Raw genomic sequence first — 16,182 nt, forward strand, 5'->3', positions numbered from 1 at the left:
AATGCCACCATGCGTCAAGCAGCATCGTTTCGATTTAGCGAAGCCGAGCCTCGCCTCGCCGGATTTATGGAGCGAAAATAGGCGGCATCATGAGCTTCGTAGCCATCGGCCTTAGATCAGTACCCCATTAGGCTCATAACTTCCTTACGGCTGCGGGGATCTTCAAGGAAGCAGCCCATCACGCGGCTGGTCGTCATGGCTACGCCGGGCGTTTTCACCCCGCGCCCCGTCATGCAGCCATGCTGTGCCTCGATCACGACAGCCACGCCCTGCGGCTCCAGGTTTTCCCAGATGCAATCGGCGACTTCAGCCGTCAGCCTTTCCTGCACTTGCAGCCGCCGCGCGAAGCCGTGGAGTACGCGTGCGAGCTTGGAAATGCCGACCACCTTCTTGTGCGGCAGATAGGCGATGTGCGCCTTGCCTGTGATCGGAGCCATGTGGTGCTCGCACGCCGACTGGAATGGGATGTCCTTGAGCAGGACGATCTCCTCGTACCCGCCGACTTCTTCGAAGACACGGCTGAGGTGAATCGCGGGATCTTCCTTGTAGCCTTCACAGTATTCGAGCCACGCACGGCCGACCCGCTTCGGCGTATCCAGCAGTCCTTCACGCGCCGGGTCGTCCCCCGCCCACTCAATCAATGTGCGGATTGCGTCTTGGACGTAGTCTGGGACATCGGGTTTGTTCAATGGATTTTCGGGATCAATGTCGTGATCGTCAGCGCAGCTCATATCTTCGTCCTGTCCTCAAACGTGATCCCGCCGCGAGCCTTTGCGTAAAACCATCGGCTTCGCAATCGCTTGCAGCGAAAAAGAAGCGCGCCCTCCGCAATGTCGCGAAGGGCGCGCTTTGTCCGATCCGTATCGGCGCAGTTATTCTTTGGCGTTCTCTGCCTTTTCCGGAGTGACTTCGGCCGCTTTCTTTTCAGCCTTTTTCCTCGCGTCGAAGGTTTCGGTCATCTCTTTGTCCATTGCATCATCGATCTGTTCGGCAAAATCGGGAAAGTGATCGTCCTCTTCTTCGTTGATGTGGTGCCGATAGCGATCGTCGAGCTGTTTGAATTTCTGCAGCCACCCGGGCGAAGCCATGTCCGTCGCGGCGAGATCATTGAGCATCTCGTCGATTTCGTGGTGCTCGGCGACTGAGTGACGGGTCTCATCGCTCACTTCGGGGTCCGCCAGCATCTCTGAATAGACGGCCTGCTCTTCTGCTGCGGCGTGGCTCTTCAGTTCCTTGGTCAATTCGGTGAAAAGTTCACGGCGACGCTCGGTGTCGCCGCTCGTATCGGCGATCTGGTCCAGCAGTTTGCGCTGGCGATCATGGTCGGTCTTTAAACGTGTGAGAACAGTGCTCTGCTCGGTCATAAATGGCTCCTTGATTTCTTTACCGTTCAACGGGTGAACGCGTCCGACGTTCCGAAATCTTGCGCTCTCCGCGATCGATCACCAGTTTCATGGGATGAGCAGCGCACAGCCCACTCCCGCCGATTTCGAAGCGGCTGCCCAGCGTGCGCTTGCCCGGATGCCGCAGGAATTCCGCGATCAGCTTGCCTCGGTTGTCCTTCGCATCGAGGAATTTGCGACGCCAGAACAACTCGCCTCTGTCGAAATCCACAACCGCTGGAACCTGAGTGGCCTTTACGAAGGGATTCCGCTGACCGAGCAATCCTCATGGTCGAGCGGCGACATGCCGCCTGTTATCAGCCTGTTTCGCCAGCCGCTGCTACTCGAAATGCGTGAAACCGGTGTCGAGTTTGAGGAACTGGTCCGCCATGTCGTCGTTCACGAGGCCGGCCATCACTTCGGATTCTCCGACGAAGATATGCACGCCCTAGAGGACAGCGTGAAAGACTGAGGTCGTGTCGATCGCCCTTGACTGTGAGCCCTGCGTATCCGGTCCGACCCCCTATCCAACAAAAAAGCCCACCCCGGGAAAGGATGGGCTTTCTTGGCGCGCCAGGAAGGATTCGAACCTCCGGCCGCCTGATTCGTAGTCAGGTACTCTATCCAGCTGAGCTACTGGCGCGCGGTAGGGGTGCCAAATAAGAGGGTCGAAGCGCATTGGCAACCTCTGTTTGCGTATCGAGGGGCGATTATTCAATCTTCCGCAAACACTCTGGCGACCAGCTCATAATCAAGAGGCGGCTTGTCGAGCCGATCGATCTCTTTCGGAGTAAACCACCCGACATCACCCCCTTCCAAAGCGACAGGTACACCCTGCCAAGCGCCAATTTTGTAAAGTAGGATGACAATGGGCGGGCGGCCTGCCGAAACGCGCTCTTCCGCAAAAGCGATCGGCTTGCAGTCCTGTTTGCAAATATCGATACCGAGCTCTTCGCGCAATTCGCGAACGAGAGAATCTACAGGAATTTCATAAGGTTCAACCTTCCCCCCCGGAAATTCCCACAGCCCGCCGTGATGCTTTTCCAAAGGTCTGCGGTGCATCAACCACCGTCCATCGGGCGCTCGCAAAGCACCTGCCACGACTGTAAGCCAACGGTCATTCATGTCGGGATTTTTTCCACCTGGAGCCTCTGCATCAACCATTTCTTAAGCCCCTAGCCCGATATTTGGTCTCGTCAGGAACGTATCCACAGGTGACCCATGAGTTTGACCAAATTCCTAAAGCACATTGGAACGGACAGCACAGGTGCCACCGCCATTGAATACGGACTGATACTGGGTCTCATCGCCATTGCCATGGTCGGGGCTCTCGGAGGCATTGCCAACGGGACGAACGACAACTGGGATGAAGTTGGGACAAAAGTGAATGAAGCGATGACGAATTAAGGATTTCGAAAGGCTCCGAATTAGGAAAATTTCAAGACCCCATCGTTAGACCATCATCTGTCTGTTCGTTTCTTTGAGCGGGCAACGGGTACCGAAGACCAAAACCAGGAGACTACAAATGACCTTTTTCAAAAAGCTGGCTCGTGACGAGCAGGGCGCAACCGCAATTGAATACGGCCTCATCGCTGCACTGATCTCGATCGCTGCAATCACCACGATGGGTCTGGTTGGTAACAACCTGAACAACACGATGACCACGGTTTCGAACTCACTCTAAGTCGTAAGACTTATCGAAACAGAAAGCGGCGGGAGAAATCCCGCCGCTTTTTTTGTGCGCGATCGGAATATCGCGCAAATGGGTTCGAACTCCTGGTGTTTGCCCTTAGCGACCTTTGACCACCAGTTTCACCTTCTGACCCGCTTGAAGGGATTCGTTGGATCCCAGAGCATTCAGAACGCGAAAGCGAGCTTCCTGCCCGGTTTCATAAGCCATCCGGCGTGACAAGGAACTCACCGTGTCGCCGCGTTGGACCGTCACCACGTCAATACGCCGCGGGATAACCGCGTTTGCCTCAGCCTGAGTTATTCTCCGCATGGACTGGAACATCGGTGTGAACGTAGCTGTTCGTCCGGCTGGAGTGATGGCCTGGAAATGAAACGCCTGATTGTTCGAGAACTCATACGCAAAGACTGCGACATCGACCTGGCTATTGCCGTTGTTGACGCGCGCGAGGCCGTAAGCCGCAGGCAGACCATTTATTGTAGTGCGCTCCAAAGTAGCCGGCGCAAGATTGTTGTTCTCACCGCCAAGCGTCCGGAATTGCTGACGAACATAGCTGTCCAAGTCACCGTTGTAGGGCGCCAGAGTTAGCTGCGCCTGGCCACTTTGGCCTTGGACTGTCACGGCCCGGGTGCCGTTGATCATGTAAAATCCCTGCGGCGCAGTGAATGTAAGCCGCAGGTCAGGGTGGATGAACCGGCGACCTTCAACGACGCCTTGCGCAGGATCGTCACCATAAATCATACCGTCGATGCGGGACAGGAAAGTGTCACGGTTAGTGACGGTCCCACCCCGGCCTTGCGCCTTGTTCAGAGCGGTTTGAACCCGGCTAGCTGGGTCCGGATGGGTGGAAGCCCATTCAGGAATCGTCGCGTTGTCGCGCCCCTGAAGCTGCGCATCGAGAGAGTTCTGCGCGGCTAGGCTCGCAAGCACCGTCCCCATGGCGCGCGGATCATATCCTGCGCGGGTCAGGTACTCTATGCCGAGATCGTCGGCTTCGAGTTCTTGCTGGCGAGAGAAGCTGAGCGTGAGGAGCTGCGAACCTTGCAGAAATCCGCGCGAAAGCGTCTCCCCGATACCGCTGTCGCCGAGCAGAACCGAGCTGCCGATAGCGCCGAGCACACCGAGGATGGAATTGCGCTGAGCTGCCTGCTGCCGGCGCTGGGAATGTCGGGCCGCGACATGGCCGACTTCGTGCCCGAGAACGCCTGCCAATTCAGCTTCGTTATTCATCAAGGAAACGAGCTGGCGGGTCGAATAGATATAACCGCCGGGAACGGCGAACGCGTTGTTCACGGGGCTGTTCAACAGACTCACCGTGAAGCTTTCCCGCGCATTGCCAAGGCCCGACTGGACAGCAATATTCTTGCCGACCTGTTCGACATAGGCTGCCTGAGGCCCTGACATCGCGCCGCCAAATTGGGCGAGAAACTGCGGATGATATTGCGCGCCTTGCTGCGCTTCCTGCTGGGTGATTGGCGTCGAAGCCGAAGGAATGGGCCCTCCGCCCATGCAGCCGGAAAGCGTGATTGCAAGCGCGGATACCGTTCCAAGCTTCGCCAGTTGTTTGAATTTGTTCATGTTCTGCGCACTCCTATTATCGTCCCGATCGCAGTTATTGTATGTTCAACCAATACAATCGCGGCCCGGATGTTCCGAAGTGCGCTTCGAATTAGCCGCCGAGCTGCAGAAACCTCTCTTCGCGCGCGCGGATCAGCGTTTCACTGGGAAGGTCGGCGAGTGCGTCGATTTCCTCTCCCAAAGCACTGGCAAGAGCTTTTGCCGTGGCAACTGGATCCCGGTGCGCGCCGCCTGCGGGTTCCTTCACGATCCGATCGATGACTTTCAGCCGCTTGAGATGCTGCGCCGTGACCTTCATCGCCTGTGCCGCTTCGGACGCCTTGTCCGACGTGCGCCATAGGATCGACGCACAACCTTCAGGGGAAATCACCGAATAGACCGAGTGTTCGAGCATGAGCACCCGTTCAGCGCTGGCCAAGGCCACAGCACCGCCAGAACCGCCCTCTCCAACAATCGCAGCGACCATCGGCACAGGCAGCGCCAGGCAAGCTTCGGTGGAACGGGCGATCGCTTCGGCCTGGCCGCGCTCTTCAGCTTCGATACCGGGGAACGCGCCGGACGTATCCACCAGCGTGACCACTGGCAGTCCAAACCGGCCGGCGAGCTCCATCAGCCGGATCGCCTTACGATAGCCTTCGGGCTTGCCCATGCCGAAATTGTGCTTGAGCCGCGTCTGGGTATCGTGCCCCTTCTCATGACCAATCAGCATGACACGGCAGCCATTCAGCTTCGCGAACCCGCCCATGATCGCGAGATCGTCCCCGAAAAGACGGTCCCCGCCAAGCGGCATGAATTCGTCGAAAGCATGCTCGACATAATCGCGAAAATGCGGCCGCGCAGGGTGCCGCGCAACTTGCGTTTTCTGCCACGGCGTCAGGGACGCATAGGTGCTGGCAAGCAATTCCGCGCTTTTCGTTTCCAATCGCGCAATTTCACTGGAAATGTCGACCTCGTCGTTCTCGCTTGCGCTGCGCAATTCGGAAATGCGCTCTTCAAGTTGGGCGACGGGTTTCTCGAAATCGAGATAAGCTATCATGAGGATGCGCTAATCCGATGCGCGCCGGGTAGCAAGAGGGTGACGCGAATTGACCAATGTTACGAGCCGTGCCGCATCGACGTGCGTATAGATTTGCGTCGTTGCAATGTCTGCGTGACCAAGCAACGTCTGCAGGACGCGCAGATCGGCCCCTCCTTCCAGCAGGTGAGTGGCAAAGGCATGGCGCAAAACATGCGGGCTGATCCCGGCTGGATCAAGCCCCGCCCGCACCGCCAGGTCCTTTAGCAGCTGATACAGCCGGACACGGGACAGATGTCTATCGCCGCCCATTTTCGAGCGCGAAGGGAAGAGGAACCACGAATTCGGATTGGCCGGGCGCAGCTTGATCCACTCCTGCAAAGCGCTGCGAGCGCGCTCGCTTACCGGAACCATGCGCGCCTGCCCGCCCTTCCCCATAACTGTGATCAGCGGTGCATCGCGAGGGACAGCGCTCAGCGGAAGCGAAACGAGTTCGGTTGCGCGAAGACCGGAACCATACAGCATTTCGAGCAAGGCCAACTGCCGGACGCTCGCAGCTTTGCCGCTCTCTGCCTCCAGCTCGGCGCGTTCCAGCAAGGTCTCGACCTGGCTGTGCGAAAGGACTTTGGGCAAGGGCCGCTGAGAGCGCGGCGAAGGAAGCGCGCCCGACGGATCGTCTTTTCGCCAGCCTTCATCGACCGCGAAGCCGAAAAATTGACGCAGTGCCGATGCCTTCCGCGCAACGGTGGATGGGGCGAGAGCAGACCAAGCGTGCGCGAGCTTCGCTACGTTTGCACGGGATGCCTGGGCAAGGTCGCCGATTGCTTCCTCCGCCCCTTCCAGATCGCGCCGATACGCCGCGAGGGTGTTTGCCGCTGCGCCGCGCTCCGCAGCGAGCATATCGAGAAAAGAGCGGGTCGCGGCAGACATTCTGATGGCGTCAGCGCCGCTATCAGGCCCGGGCGACGGCTTCGGCAGCGATCATCCGCGCTTCTGCCTCAAGTCCCACTTGTCGAAGCGCGGACACGATGTGGAAGAGATGCAACGGCGTCATTTGCGCCCAGTCGTCTCCCTGCATGCCCAACCCGACAAGCAAGGCGACAAGGGCCGCGTTGCGCGTATCGGCCGCCCGCTCGATCGTGCGGGTCCAGCGGGACTGACGGGCCAAGCTAATACCTGTCCGCTCCGTGAATTCCTCCACATCGTCGGCCGCGATCCGGTCCAATCCGGCGAGACCTGCCACGAGAAACGCGGTAGCGCGCATTTCGCTGCTGTCGTCATTGTCTGCGAAAGTATCGATGGCCTGCTGATCGGCGGGACCAGAAGCGGTGCCGCTCAACTGAAGCAGCGCCCAGCCCAGGCTTCCCTCGGCAATGACGTTGCGCCATGCGGCCGCGTCGCGGTCCAATCCGGCCGTCAGCATCGATGAAATCAATCCGCCGGAATAGCCCGCATACTCTTTGGACGGCGTGATCCTCGCTGCGGCATAAGCTGTGGTGACATGACCCGAATGATAGCCCTGCTCCCCCCACAATTGCTGCATCGCATTGATCCGGGCCTGATCGTCGCTCGCCACATACGCCTCGCGCAACAAAGCCGCGCGATCACCGACTTCGCCGCCGATGGAGCTCGCCGCAAAAATCTGACTATAAAGATCGACCATAGCGCGCGAGGAAAGAATCCCGTCACTCGCCGCGCGCTGAGCATAAGGCTCACGCGATGCGAGCGGGATCATGGGAGCAGTCGCCGCAGCCCAAGCGTAATATCCGCCTTCCGGACCTGCGACCGCTTCCTCGATCAAGCCTTCCGGGATCGGTTCACCGACGGCATTCGCCAGCGAAAACCGCCACGGATTGAGATCCTCGACCTCATCCCATTCCACATCCACCGCCCTGCGACCACGTCCGGCAGCGCCAGCGTATCGCTGTGCGAGCAAGATATCGATTGACGGTGCAAGGTTCTGACCAAGGGCACGGTCAAGCTGCGCTCCAGCGCGAGTGCCTTCTCCGGCGTAAGCGTTGCAGATCGCCTGCAGCATCACCCATTGCGGGTCTTCACGCGATGATCCCTGGAGGCGGATCGCAGGGCATGCGCCGACGAGGTCCGATGCCGCGATGTACGAAGTGAGCGCTTGGCTGGTCAGCGCTGTGTTCCAGTTTTCCGTGTCCACATCCTGCGCCAAGGCACGAGCAACGGTGAATTCCCCCATCCGGTTGAGCACTGCGGCTCGCAAGGCTGTGAATTCAACCGGGTCCATGCCCTCGGGCGCGGTCAGTCGGCTTGCAAGCACCCGCCGCATGAGGATGTGCCCCCAACGCGAAACCATCTGGCGCTGGGTTCCTGCAAGGATTGCGCGAACCAGCCCTGCAGGCTGATTGGCAAGCGAGGCAGTCGGTAAGCCGCCTTCGGCACGTGAGAGCAAGCCGATTTGGGTCAAGGAACGCCGCGCCGCAGGCGGAATGTCGAATTTGGGTTTCAGGCCAAGCCGCTCATCAAGCTCCTCCGGTGAAAGGTCCTCAAGCTCCTCCAGAGAAGGGATGCCCGCAAGATCATCTCCGGTCAGTGTCGGAACATCTGGCAGCGCACCTGGTGCATCCTGTTCTCCCGTTGCCGGGGCTACGGGCGGCGGTGCTGCTGGCGCTGCTTGCGGCGCTGCGGTCGGCAGCGCAGTTGGCACTGGAGTTGGCGTGGGAGCGGGAGCAGGATCGTCAAATCCCGGTGGCAACAGCGACTCGGGCGCATCTTGAGCGGTCGCAAGACTCGCTGCGAATGTACCGCCCAGCGCCCCGATCATTCCGAGCGCAGCTGCGCTTCCAAGCCAGACACTGCTCCGCATTACAGCCTTCCTGACACCGAGCGGGGCATTTCGACCTGCTGTGTAATTGGCCGGATCGGCTCTTCGCCTCCGTCGAAGTATGCAAGTATCAACACTGTGAGAACACCAACTCCTGCGTAAATCGGCAATCGCGCGAGCGGCGGCCTGCGCCTTTTCGAACCTTGGCCAAGGACCCTACCCTGTGCATGAGGATGACGCGACAGTTTTGACATATTGCGCGCGCTCTACCCCATCTATAGGCCAAGCTGCAATGACTGCGGATGCCTCTTTGAACGATGACGATATTGCCCGGATCGCACGACGGATCGACAGGCCGGTCGTGCTTGTCGGGCTGATGGGCGCTGGAAAATCGACCGTCGGGCGCAAGCTCGCCGCCCTGTTGGAGCGCGACTTTGTCGATGCCGACGATGCGATCGAAGACGCCGCGCAGCGAAAGATTACGGAAATCTTCGAAGAATTCGGCGAAGCCTATTTTCGCGATGGCGAAAGACGCGTCATCGCGCGGCTTATCGAAGAGAACAGCGGCGTCATCGCGACAGGGGGCGGTGCCTTCATCGATCCCGAAACACGCGCGCTGATCCTCGACCAGGCAATCGCAGTGTGGATCGATTGCGATATCGACACTTTGGTCGAGCGAACTTCACGCCGCGACCACCGCCCCTTGCTGAAGACGGGCGATCCCAAGCAAATCCTGACCAAGTTGCTCGATGAGCGCGGCGAATTCTACGGCCAGGCGCAGGTCCGCGTCGTCAGTGAAAACGGGCCGCATGCGCAGACGGCCAAGACGATACTCGAGGCGATCGACCAATGGCTGTGATACCCGTCTCCCTCGCCGGGCGCAGCTATGACGTGACAATCGAAAGCGGCGTGCTGGATGACCTGGCGAGCGAAGCGCGCGGTTACCTCAACAGTTTCGGGAAGAACGGGCGCGCGGTTCCATTTGTAGCCGACAACAACACGCATCGCCTTTACAGCGAAGCTATCGAACGAAGCCTTTCAGGTGCAGGTTTTGCAGCGGACTGGTTCGTGGTCGATCCGGGTGAAGCGGCCAAAAGCTGGCCCATGCTGGAAAAACTCACCGACTGGCTGCTCAGCCTCCGGGTGACCCGATCAGACCATGTCTTCGCGGTTGGCGGGGGCGTTGTCGGCGATCTCACGGGGTTCGCTTGCGCCGTGACCAAGCGCGGCTGCGGCTTCGTGCAGATTCCAACAACGCTGCTCGCTCAAGTGGACAGCTCCGTCGGCGGCAAGACCGCGATCAACACGCGCGCGGGCAAGAACCTGATCGGAGCCTTCCACCAGCCTTCCGCCGTCCTGATCGACCCGCTTGTGCTGGGCACCCTGCCCGACCGCGAAATGCGCGCGGGCTATGCCGAAGTCATCAAATACGGCCTACTGGGGGACGCCGAGTTTTTTGGCTGGCTCGAAGCCAATGGCAACAAAGTGCTGTCCCGCGAACCTGACGCGCTAAGCTATGCCATCGCAACAAGCATCCGCGCCAAGGCTCGGATCGTCGCCGAGGATGAGCGGGAAACCACCGGAGTTCGCGCGCTGCTCAATCTCGGACATACCTTCGGGCACGCGCTCGAGGCGGAGACCGGTTTTTCCGATCGCCTGTTGCATGGTGAAGCCGTCGCTGCAGGGATGGTTCTCGCGGCCCGCTATTCCGCGCGGCGCGACGAGATGCCGCAGGAACAGGCGGAGCGAGTCACACAGGCGATTGCCGCGGCGGGACTGCCATCGGAGATAAGCGCGCTCGGTATGCAGGGAACCGGCGACGATCTCGCCAACCACATGCGCCATGACAAGAAGATGGAGAGCGATACCCTGCCCTTCCTGTTGCTGAGAGGCATCGGCGAGGCCTATCTCGCCCGCGATGTCGAGATGTCGGACATTGCCGCTTTCCTCGACGAGCAGCTCAAGGCGCACTAATCTCTCACGATGCCCCGTTTCGTCGACCTTTCCATCCCCATCACCAACGACGTGATCTCCGATCCCGAAGTCATGCGGCCCAAAATCCAGTATATGACACACCAGGATACTTGGCAGCAGATCGCGATGTTCTTCCCCGGCCTCGAAAAAGGCGATCTTCCAGACGGTGAAGGCTGGGCGTTAGAAATGCTCGAGCTGTCCACCCATAACGGCACGCATATGGATGCTCCGTGGCACTATCATTCGACGACGGATGAGGGCGCTGCCCCTGCGCCCAGTATCGACGAAGCACCGCTTGATCGGTTTTTCCGCCCCGGTGTCAAACTGGATTTCTCGCATTTGCCGCACGGCCACGTCGTGACAGCCGACGAACTCGAACACGCATTCGCCGAGATCAACTATGAGCTCGAACCGCTGGATATCGTGCTGATCCAGTCGGGCGCGGTGTACGGCACGGACGATTTCATCGACCAAGGCGTAGGCCTCGGCGCAGATGCAACCTTATGGTTGACCGAGCGCGGCGTAGAGGTCGTCGGAACCGACGCGTGGAGCTGGGATGCACCGTTCAGCCACACGGCAAAACGCTGGGCGGAGACCCGCGACCCCTCGATCATCTGGGAGGGTCACAAGGCCGGGCGCATCAGGCCATATTACCAGATCGAAAAGCTCACTAACCTGGAACGCCTGCCAGCACATGGCTTCATGTTCAGCTGCTTTCCCGTAAAGATAGAACGCGCCAGCGCCGGATGGATCCGCGCGGTAGCGATAATCGGGGAATGAGCGCCAAGGTCATCATCCTCAACGGGGTGAGCAGCGCAGGCAAATCATCGTTGGCAAGAGCGATCCAAGAACAGGCCTATTCGACATTCCTGCACGTCGAGATGGACGCATTCATCTCTTTCCTGCCGAACGGCCACGAGTTCAGGCCGGAATGGTTCAGGCTCGACCAAGTCGAAACAGGATCAGGAAAGCTCCCGCGCATCTCGAACGGGCCGCGCGGGGAGGCGCTGCTCGGCGTCATGCGCTCATTCGTGATCGAAGCGGCAAAGAAGGGCCTCGACCTAGTGGTGGATGAGGTCTGTTATGCGGCAGAGATGGAGGCCTATCGAAGTGGACTGAGCGGATGTGATCCGCATTTCGTAAAGGTCACCGCTCCGATAGACATTATCGAGGCGCGCGAAAGAGCAAGAGGCGACCGACTGATTGGGCTTGCTCGCGGACAGTCTACCGAGCTCCACGAAGGCATCGCTTATGACAGCGAAATTGACACGAGCGGTGCCAGCCCTCGCGAACTCGCGAGCAAAATTCTGGCGCAATTATAATCGGGGGTTTTAGACTGCAGGTCGGCTCGGCAGTTTGGAAACCTTTGCGCTTATGTCCGTCAGCGATGAAGGCGATTTGGCGGGCTCCTGCTCTGCCATCATCTCGTCGTGTTCTTCGAACAAACGCTCGATATCGCTGCGCCGTTCCAGCAGCATATGCGCGATACCCGGCGCAAGGCTTTCTCCGTCGCCGATTTGCCCGAGTAAGGCGGCAATATCGCTTGCCGTTGCGTCGCGCGGAGACTTGAAGAAATTGCCCCTGCGATCGAAATATCCCGTGCCTCGCTTTGCCACTATCCACTCCGCCTGTTTGCCCGTCGCCGCGATGGACGACTCATGACGCAAAGTTTCCTCAAATCGTCTTGGAGATGCGAGTCCGAAGCGCCTAAAAATGCGACGAGCCGCAAAGATTGTCGCTCGCGTACAACCGCTTGGAAATAATCACATATCCGCGGTACGCATTCTTACTTCCATCTTTTCGATTCGAATTCGGTCGCGGCAGGCGAATTACTCGAGTTCCAGAATCACCGCGTCCACGGCAAGGCTTTCGCCTTCCTCGGCATTGATTGCCGCGATCCTTCCCTCTTTTTCTGCGCGCAGGATGTTTTCCATCTTCATCGCTTCGACCGTGGCGAGCGGCTGGCCTGGCTGCACATCTTCCCCTTCACTCACATGAAGCTTAACCAGCATCCCCGGCATCGGGCAGATCAGCATCTTTGACAGATCTGGCGGCACTTTCTCGATCATATGCGCGGACAGCGACGCGATGCCCGCCGGAAGCACCAATGCCTCATGGGAAGCACCGCGTGTGGTCATTCTCCACCGCACTCCGATGCGCTCGATCTGAACGGCCATTTCATTGTCGCCGGTGACCTGCGCGATCGGCATACCGACTTCCCAGTCCCAGGTGCCGCGCAGGGGCTTACCATCGACGATCGCACCGCCTTGTTCGAGCAGGACTTCAAATTCGCGGCCATCGATCTTGACCATCCACAGCGACGGCGGATTGTCGCTCCCATTCAACTGGCCTGAAATCTGGCGCGCACGAACCTGCTCGGTGAATTCCGCTCCGGCAAACAGAGCCGCGAGCTGACGGAGCCACGCATCATCGGCGGGTGCCCCGGTGAAGCCGTCGGGATATTCCTCGGCAATAAAACCTGTGGTCAACTCGCCCGAGCGGAACCGTTCATGCTGCATGATTGCGCTCAGGAAATCGACATTGTGGCCGAGCCCTCGAATGCGGAAATTGTCGAGGGCCTCGATCTGGAGATCGGCGGCCTCTTCGCGGGTGGGTGCCCAAGTCACCAGCTTGGCGATCATCGGATCGTAGAACATCGAAACTTCGCCACCTTCGAAAACACCGTCGTCGACGCGAATAGCGCCCACGCCATGCGCGACACCGCGGCGCGGCTTTCCGGCGACTTCGCCATCGTCGCTCCAGCCTTCGACAGGCGGCTCGTATTCAACCAGCCTGCCGGTCGAGGGCAGAAACCCGCGGTAGGGATCTTCGGCATAGACCCGGTTCTCGATCGACCAGCCATCGATACCGACATCGTCCTGCGTAAGTTCGAGCTTTTCGCCAGCCGCGACGCGGATCATCTGCTCGACCAGATCGATACCGGTGATCGCTTCGGTCACCGGGTGTTCGACCTGAAGCCGGGTATTCATTTCAAGAAAATAGAAGCTCTCTCCGGTCGGATCGGCGCCGCTGACAATGAGTTCGACCGTGCCTGCCGAGTGGTAATCGACCGCTTTGGAAAGCGCGACGCACTGCTCGCCCATCGCCTTGCGCATCTTGGGCGTGACAAAGGGCGAAGGAGCCTCTTCGACGACCTTCTGGTGACGGCGCTGAATCGAACACTCGCGCTCGTTCAGATAAAGTACGTTGCCATACTTGTCGCCCAGGATCTGGATTTCGATATGGCGCGGGTTTTCGATGAATTTCTCGATAAAGACACGGTCGTCGCCGAACGAATTGAGCCCTTCGCGCTTGGTCGCCTCGAACCCTTCGCGCACATCTTTTTCCGACCAAGCGAGACGCATACCCTTGCCCCCGCCGCCGGCCGATGCCTTCATCATCACCGGGTAACCGATATCGTTCGAAATCTCGACGGCATGCTCAGTGTCGCGAATTTCGCCGACAAAACCGGGTACCACGTTCACGCCAGCTTCGCGGGCCAGTTTCTTGGATTCGATCTTGTCGCCCATTGCAGCGATCGCACCGGGGGGCGGACCTATAAAGGCGATGTTCTCCGCTTCGAGCGCTTCGACAAAGCTCGCCCGCTCCGACAGAAAGCCGTAGCCCGGATGGACAGCCTCTGCCCCCGTTTCCTTGCAAGCAGCGATGATCTTCTCAGGCACCAGGTAGCTTTCCGAGGCCGGCGCCGGGCCGATATGCACCGCTTCATCTGCCATGCGGACGAAAGGCGCTCGTGCGTCCGCATCCGAATAGACCGCGACCGTCGCGATTCCCATCTTGCGCGCCGTCGTGATGACACGGCACGCAATCTCGCCGCGATTGGCAATCAATATCTTGGAAAACAAACGGGACCTCCGAAAGGATGGAAAGACGTCGCAACGCCTATGCCGCTCCCGAAGGTCCCGATCAAGCTAACGAATGTGGGCAATCTGCCCCAGAGCTTTAATGCGTGTGTCCCACATGGCGCTGACGCTCTGCAATGAGCGAGGAGAATTCCTCCCACAGCGCCCGCGCCTCATCAGGTCCGCCTGCGATCTCGGCGAACGCATCTCGCCATGCCTTGTCATCGGCGGTTTCGGCCCACCCCATCGATGCAATACCTTCCTTCATCGGAAAGGCCCCGATCATGTGCCACGGGCCGGTATTCATGTGGATCATGATGGGCGGTGTACGACCGACGGCTTCATCGGCTTTTTGAAACATCCCGATGATCTCGCTGGCTCGTCCTTGTTTGCCTTCGTGGAAGCGGACGAAATTCACCCGGTGCCAATCCTGGTCGAGCAGTTCCGGTTCGCCAGCAGCATGGTTGTCGGCAAGCACCGGTGTAGCTGTCATTGGTAATGCAATCGCTGCAGCGATGAGCAATGTCTTTCGCATAATCGTTCCCCTCTTACGATAATGTGACCCTTGCCGAGCATTTCGCCCGCCATGCACTCTTCTACTGTCCTTTCAAAACACGGGAAGAGGGGGCTCTTGTAAAAATGCGCCACATCGCATTTTCACCGATCCCAGTCTTCCAGGTCGCGCAGTTCCTGAGTGCGCGTTTTCGTAAGGGCTGTTTGGCAAGTCGAAACCAGAAGCGGCTCGAGGCTGCCGCCACGCGCAGCATATCCATCGATCCTGCAATGCGCGTCACGAAAAGTCAGCCAGGCGCGTTGCGCCTCCAACAGGCTATCGAACCATCCCGGGCGTGCGTCCCAATCAGGACTAACGTCGTCTCCCCACGCATCGTCTCTCATCCGCATCGCAGCGCTCGTCCGTGCCCACTGCCGATTGAGCTCGGCATCAGCGAGCACGAATTCATTCGCCGCACACCAATTCATTTCCTGCTGCTGGACGGGGTTGGCGCAATCCCAGTCTGGATCGGGAGATGCATCCTGCGATGCGGGATGCGCGAGAAGCAGCAGCGATGTGAAAATTTGCAGCATCATCCGAGACTGTCCTTGGCGAAAGCAATCAGGCTATCGGCATAGGCCGGTGCGCCGCGCCGGTCACCCTCGCCCGCGAGCAGCGTTCGTGCGGCCTGAGCAAGACTGGCAATGTTGTGAGGCCTCAGGGCGCCGAGCGGCTCGACGTAAATGCCGATCGTGAAGAGGATCGCGCTCGTTTCGGGAAGACGGCGCAACGTCTGACGTTCGGATCGCACAAACAGCGTCTCGCCGGCGTTCTGGCGCGTCACATGGGCGAATTGCTCTCCCGGCTTTCCCGCAGTCAGCCATCGCCGCTCTCCCGTCGGCGCGATGAACCAGTTGCACCTTCCGTAGATCGGCCCCGGCTTCAAAGTATCCATGAACCGATCGACCCCGGTTGCGAGTTGTGCTTCGTACCCTGCGATCGGCGCATGAAGCGCGCGCAGCGGCAGGCCGATCTTTTCCTTCGGTTGCCAATCCGTAGGCCACGCGACCGCCGCGCCGATGAGCCGGTACACGTCCTCACCATCCGCGCGGGTCAGCAAGCACATGTCCTCATGCGCAGTCTGTGCAGCCTCGGCAAGGGCACCCTCCACGCCAAGCAGCTTGGCAAGCTCCATACCCGCAGCGCCAGCAGCAGCATCATTTGCCAGCTGGATCGCTTCGGGCCACTCCGCAAATGCTCGCCGCCGGGCGGTAAGATCGGGCGCGGGCTGGAGCCATTGTTCATCATCGATCCGGACGAGCCCCATTTTGAGCTTTCCGCCCATCCGCGCTTTCGGCAGCAACGCATCGACGGAGAAGCCGAGTGACATCGC

The 16,182-nt window shown here is 59.4% G+C and carries 19 protein-coding genes and 1 tRNA gene; 7 read left to right on the plus strand and 13 right to left on the minus strand.

The window, feature by feature from the left end; genetic code table 11:
• Positions 1-116: 116 nt before the first annotated feature.
• Together folE and KCG45_RS13985 are read right to left on the minus strand one after the other, a co-directional pair.
• The gene (gene folE, locus KCG45_RS13980) at positions 117-731 is read right to left on the minus strand and encodes a GTP cyclohydrolase I FolE (RefSeq protein WP_218317913.1); all 615 of its coding nucleotides are present in this window, start codon (positions 729-731) and stop codon (positions 117-119) included.
• Between the two features lie 141 nt (positions 732-872).
• Positions 873-1,364 (minus strand): hemerythrin domain-containing protein, encoded by a 492-nt coding sequence (locus tag KCG45_RS13985; RefSeq protein WP_218317914.1) that lies wholly within the window; start codon positions 1,362-1,364, stop codon positions 873-875.
• Positions 1,365-1,458: 94 nt separating this feature from the next.
• Between KCG45_RS13985 and KCG45_RS13990 the strand changes: the two genes are divergently transcribed.
• Positions 1,459-1,854 carry a metallopeptidase family protein gene (locus KCG45_RS13990; protein WP_218317915.1) on the plus strand — a complete coding sequence of 132 codons (396 nt, stop codon included), beginning with the start codon at positions 1,459-1,461 and terminating at the stop codon, positions 1,852-1,854.
• A gap of 94 nt (positions 1,855-1,948) precedes the next feature.
• On the opposite strand, the gene KCG45_RS13995 is transcribed toward KCG45_RS13990, so the two are convergent.
• Positions 1,949-2,025, minus strand: a tRNA-Arg gene (locus KCG45_RS13995).
• 71 nt (positions 2,026-2,096) lie between these two features.
• A complete protein-coding gene (locus tag KCG45_RS14000) occupies positions 2,097-2,546 on the minus strand; it encodes a (deoxy)nucleoside triphosphate pyrophosphohydrolase (protein ID WP_255548239.1) in 450 nt (149 codons plus the stop codon).
• 57 nt (positions 2,547-2,603) lie between these two features.
• Here KCG45_RS14000 and KCG45_RS14005 point away from each other — a divergent pair, with 57 nt between their 5' ends.
• Positions 2,604-2,789, plus strand: coding sequence for a Flp family type IVb pilin (locus tag KCG45_RS14005; protein ID WP_218317916.1), 186 nt, complete (start codon positions 2,604-2,606; stop codon positions 2,787-2,789).
• Positions 2,790-2,907: 118 nt separating this feature from the next.
• Positions 2,908-3,066: a Flp family type IVb pilin gene (locus KCG45_RS14010; RefSeq protein WP_218317917.1), complete on the plus strand. Its 159-nt coding sequence runs from the start codon at positions 2,908-2,910 to the stop codon at positions 3,064-3,066.
• A 105-nt stretch (positions 3,067-3,171) separates the two neighbouring features.
• Here KCG45_RS14010 and KCG45_RS14015 read toward each other — a convergent pair whose 3' ends face one another.
• The 4 genes from KCG45_RS14015 to KCG45_RS14030 form a co-directional block, all read right to left on the minus strand.
• Complete coding sequence (locus KCG45_RS14015) at positions 3,172-4,650, minus strand: M48 family metalloprotease (protein WP_218317918.1); 1,479 nt, start codon at positions 4,648-4,650, stop codon at positions 3,172-3,174.
• A 91-nt stretch (positions 4,651-4,741) separates the two neighbouring features.
• Positions 4,742-5,686, minus strand: coding sequence for an acetyl-CoA carboxylase carboxyltransferase subunit alpha (locus tag KCG45_RS14020; RefSeq protein ID WP_218317919.1), 945 nt, complete (start codon positions 5,684-5,686; stop codon positions 4,742-4,744).
• 9 nt (positions 5,687-5,695) lie between these two features.
• On the minus strand, positions 5,696-6,595 hold the full coding sequence (locus KCG45_RS14025) for a tyrosine recombinase (RefSeq protein ID WP_218317920.1): 900 nt from the start codon (positions 6,593-6,595) through the stop codon (positions 5,696-5,698).
• A gap of 22 nt (positions 6,596-6,617) precedes the next feature.
• Positions 6,618-8,501: a hypothetical protein gene (locus tag KCG45_RS14030; RefSeq protein ID WP_255548242.1), complete on the minus strand. Its 1,884-nt coding sequence runs from the start codon at positions 8,499-8,501 to the stop codon at positions 6,618-6,620.
• 250 nt (positions 8,502-8,751) lie between these two features.
• On the opposite strand from KCG45_RS14030, the gene KCG45_RS14035 reads away from it, so the two are divergent.
• The 4 genes from KCG45_RS14035 to KCG45_RS14050 are packed head-to-tail and all read left to right on the plus strand — an operon-like array spanning position 8,752 to position 11,755.
• Complete coding sequence (locus KCG45_RS14035; RefSeq protein WP_218317921.1) at positions 8,752-9,318, plus strand: shikimate kinase; 567 nt, start codon at positions 8,752-8,754, stop codon at positions 9,316-9,318.
• The gene (aroB, locus tag KCG45_RS14040) at positions 9,309-10,433 is read left to right on the plus strand and encodes a 3-dehydroquinate synthase (protein ID WP_218317922.1); all 1,125 of its coding nucleotides are present in this window, start codon (positions 9,309-9,311) and stop codon (positions 10,431-10,433) included. Before KCG45_RS14035 ends, aroB begins: the two co-directional genes overlap by 10 nt.
• A gap of 9 nt (positions 10,434-10,442) precedes the next feature.
• Positions 10,443-11,213: a cyclase family protein gene (locus KCG45_RS14045; protein ID WP_218317923.1), complete on the plus strand. Its 771-nt coding sequence runs from the start codon at positions 10,443-10,445 to the stop codon at positions 11,211-11,213.
• Positions 11,210-11,755, plus strand: a complete 546-nt coding sequence (locus KCG45_RS14050; protein ID WP_218317924.1) for a chloramphenicol phosphotransferase CPT family protein — start codon at positions 11,210-11,212, stop codon at positions 11,753-11,755. Before KCG45_RS14045 ends, KCG45_RS14050 begins: the two co-directional genes overlap by 4 nt.
• A gap of 9 nt (positions 11,756-11,764) precedes the next feature.
• Here KCG45_RS14050 and KCG45_RS14055 read toward each other — a convergent pair whose 3' ends face one another.
• From KCG45_RS14055 to KCG45_RS14075, 5 genes are all read right to left on the minus strand, one after another.
• Positions 11,765-12,049, minus strand: a complete 285-nt coding sequence (locus KCG45_RS14055; RefSeq protein ID WP_218317925.1) for a hypothetical protein — start codon at positions 12,047-12,049, stop codon at positions 11,765-11,767.
• 213 nt (positions 12,050-12,262) lie between these two features.
• Positions 12,263-14,299, minus strand: a complete 2,037-nt coding sequence (locus KCG45_RS14060) for an acetyl-CoA carboxylase biotin carboxylase subunit (RefSeq protein ID WP_218317926.1) — start codon at positions 14,297-14,299, stop codon at positions 12,263-12,265.
• Positions 14,300-14,396: 97 nt separating this feature from the next.
• The gene (locus KCG45_RS14065; RefSeq protein ID WP_218317927.1) at positions 14,397-14,831 is read right to left on the minus strand and encodes a hypothetical protein; all 435 of its coding nucleotides are present in this window, start codon (positions 14,829-14,831) and stop codon (positions 14,397-14,399) included.
• Positions 14,832-14,953: 122 nt separating this feature from the next.
• Positions 14,954-15,385, minus strand: a complete 432-nt coding sequence (locus KCG45_RS14070; protein ID WP_255548244.1) for a lysozyme inhibitor LprI family protein — start codon at positions 15,383-15,385, stop codon at positions 14,954-14,956.
• Positions 15,382-16,179 carry a heme-dependent oxidative N-demethylase family protein gene (locus KCG45_RS14075; RefSeq protein WP_218317928.1) on the minus strand — a complete coding sequence of 266 codons (798 nt, stop codon included), beginning with the start codon at positions 16,177-16,179 and terminating at the stop codon, positions 15,382-15,384. The genes KCG45_RS14070 and KCG45_RS14075 overlap by 4 nt, the downstream gene beginning before the upstream one ends.
• Positions 16,180-16,182: the final 3 nt, after the last annotated feature.

This window comes from Erythrobacter ani (genome assembly GCF_019204025.1).
Classification (GTDB): Bacteria; Pseudomonadota; Alphaproteobacteria; order Sphingomonadales; family Sphingomonadaceae; genus Erythrobacter; species Erythrobacter ani.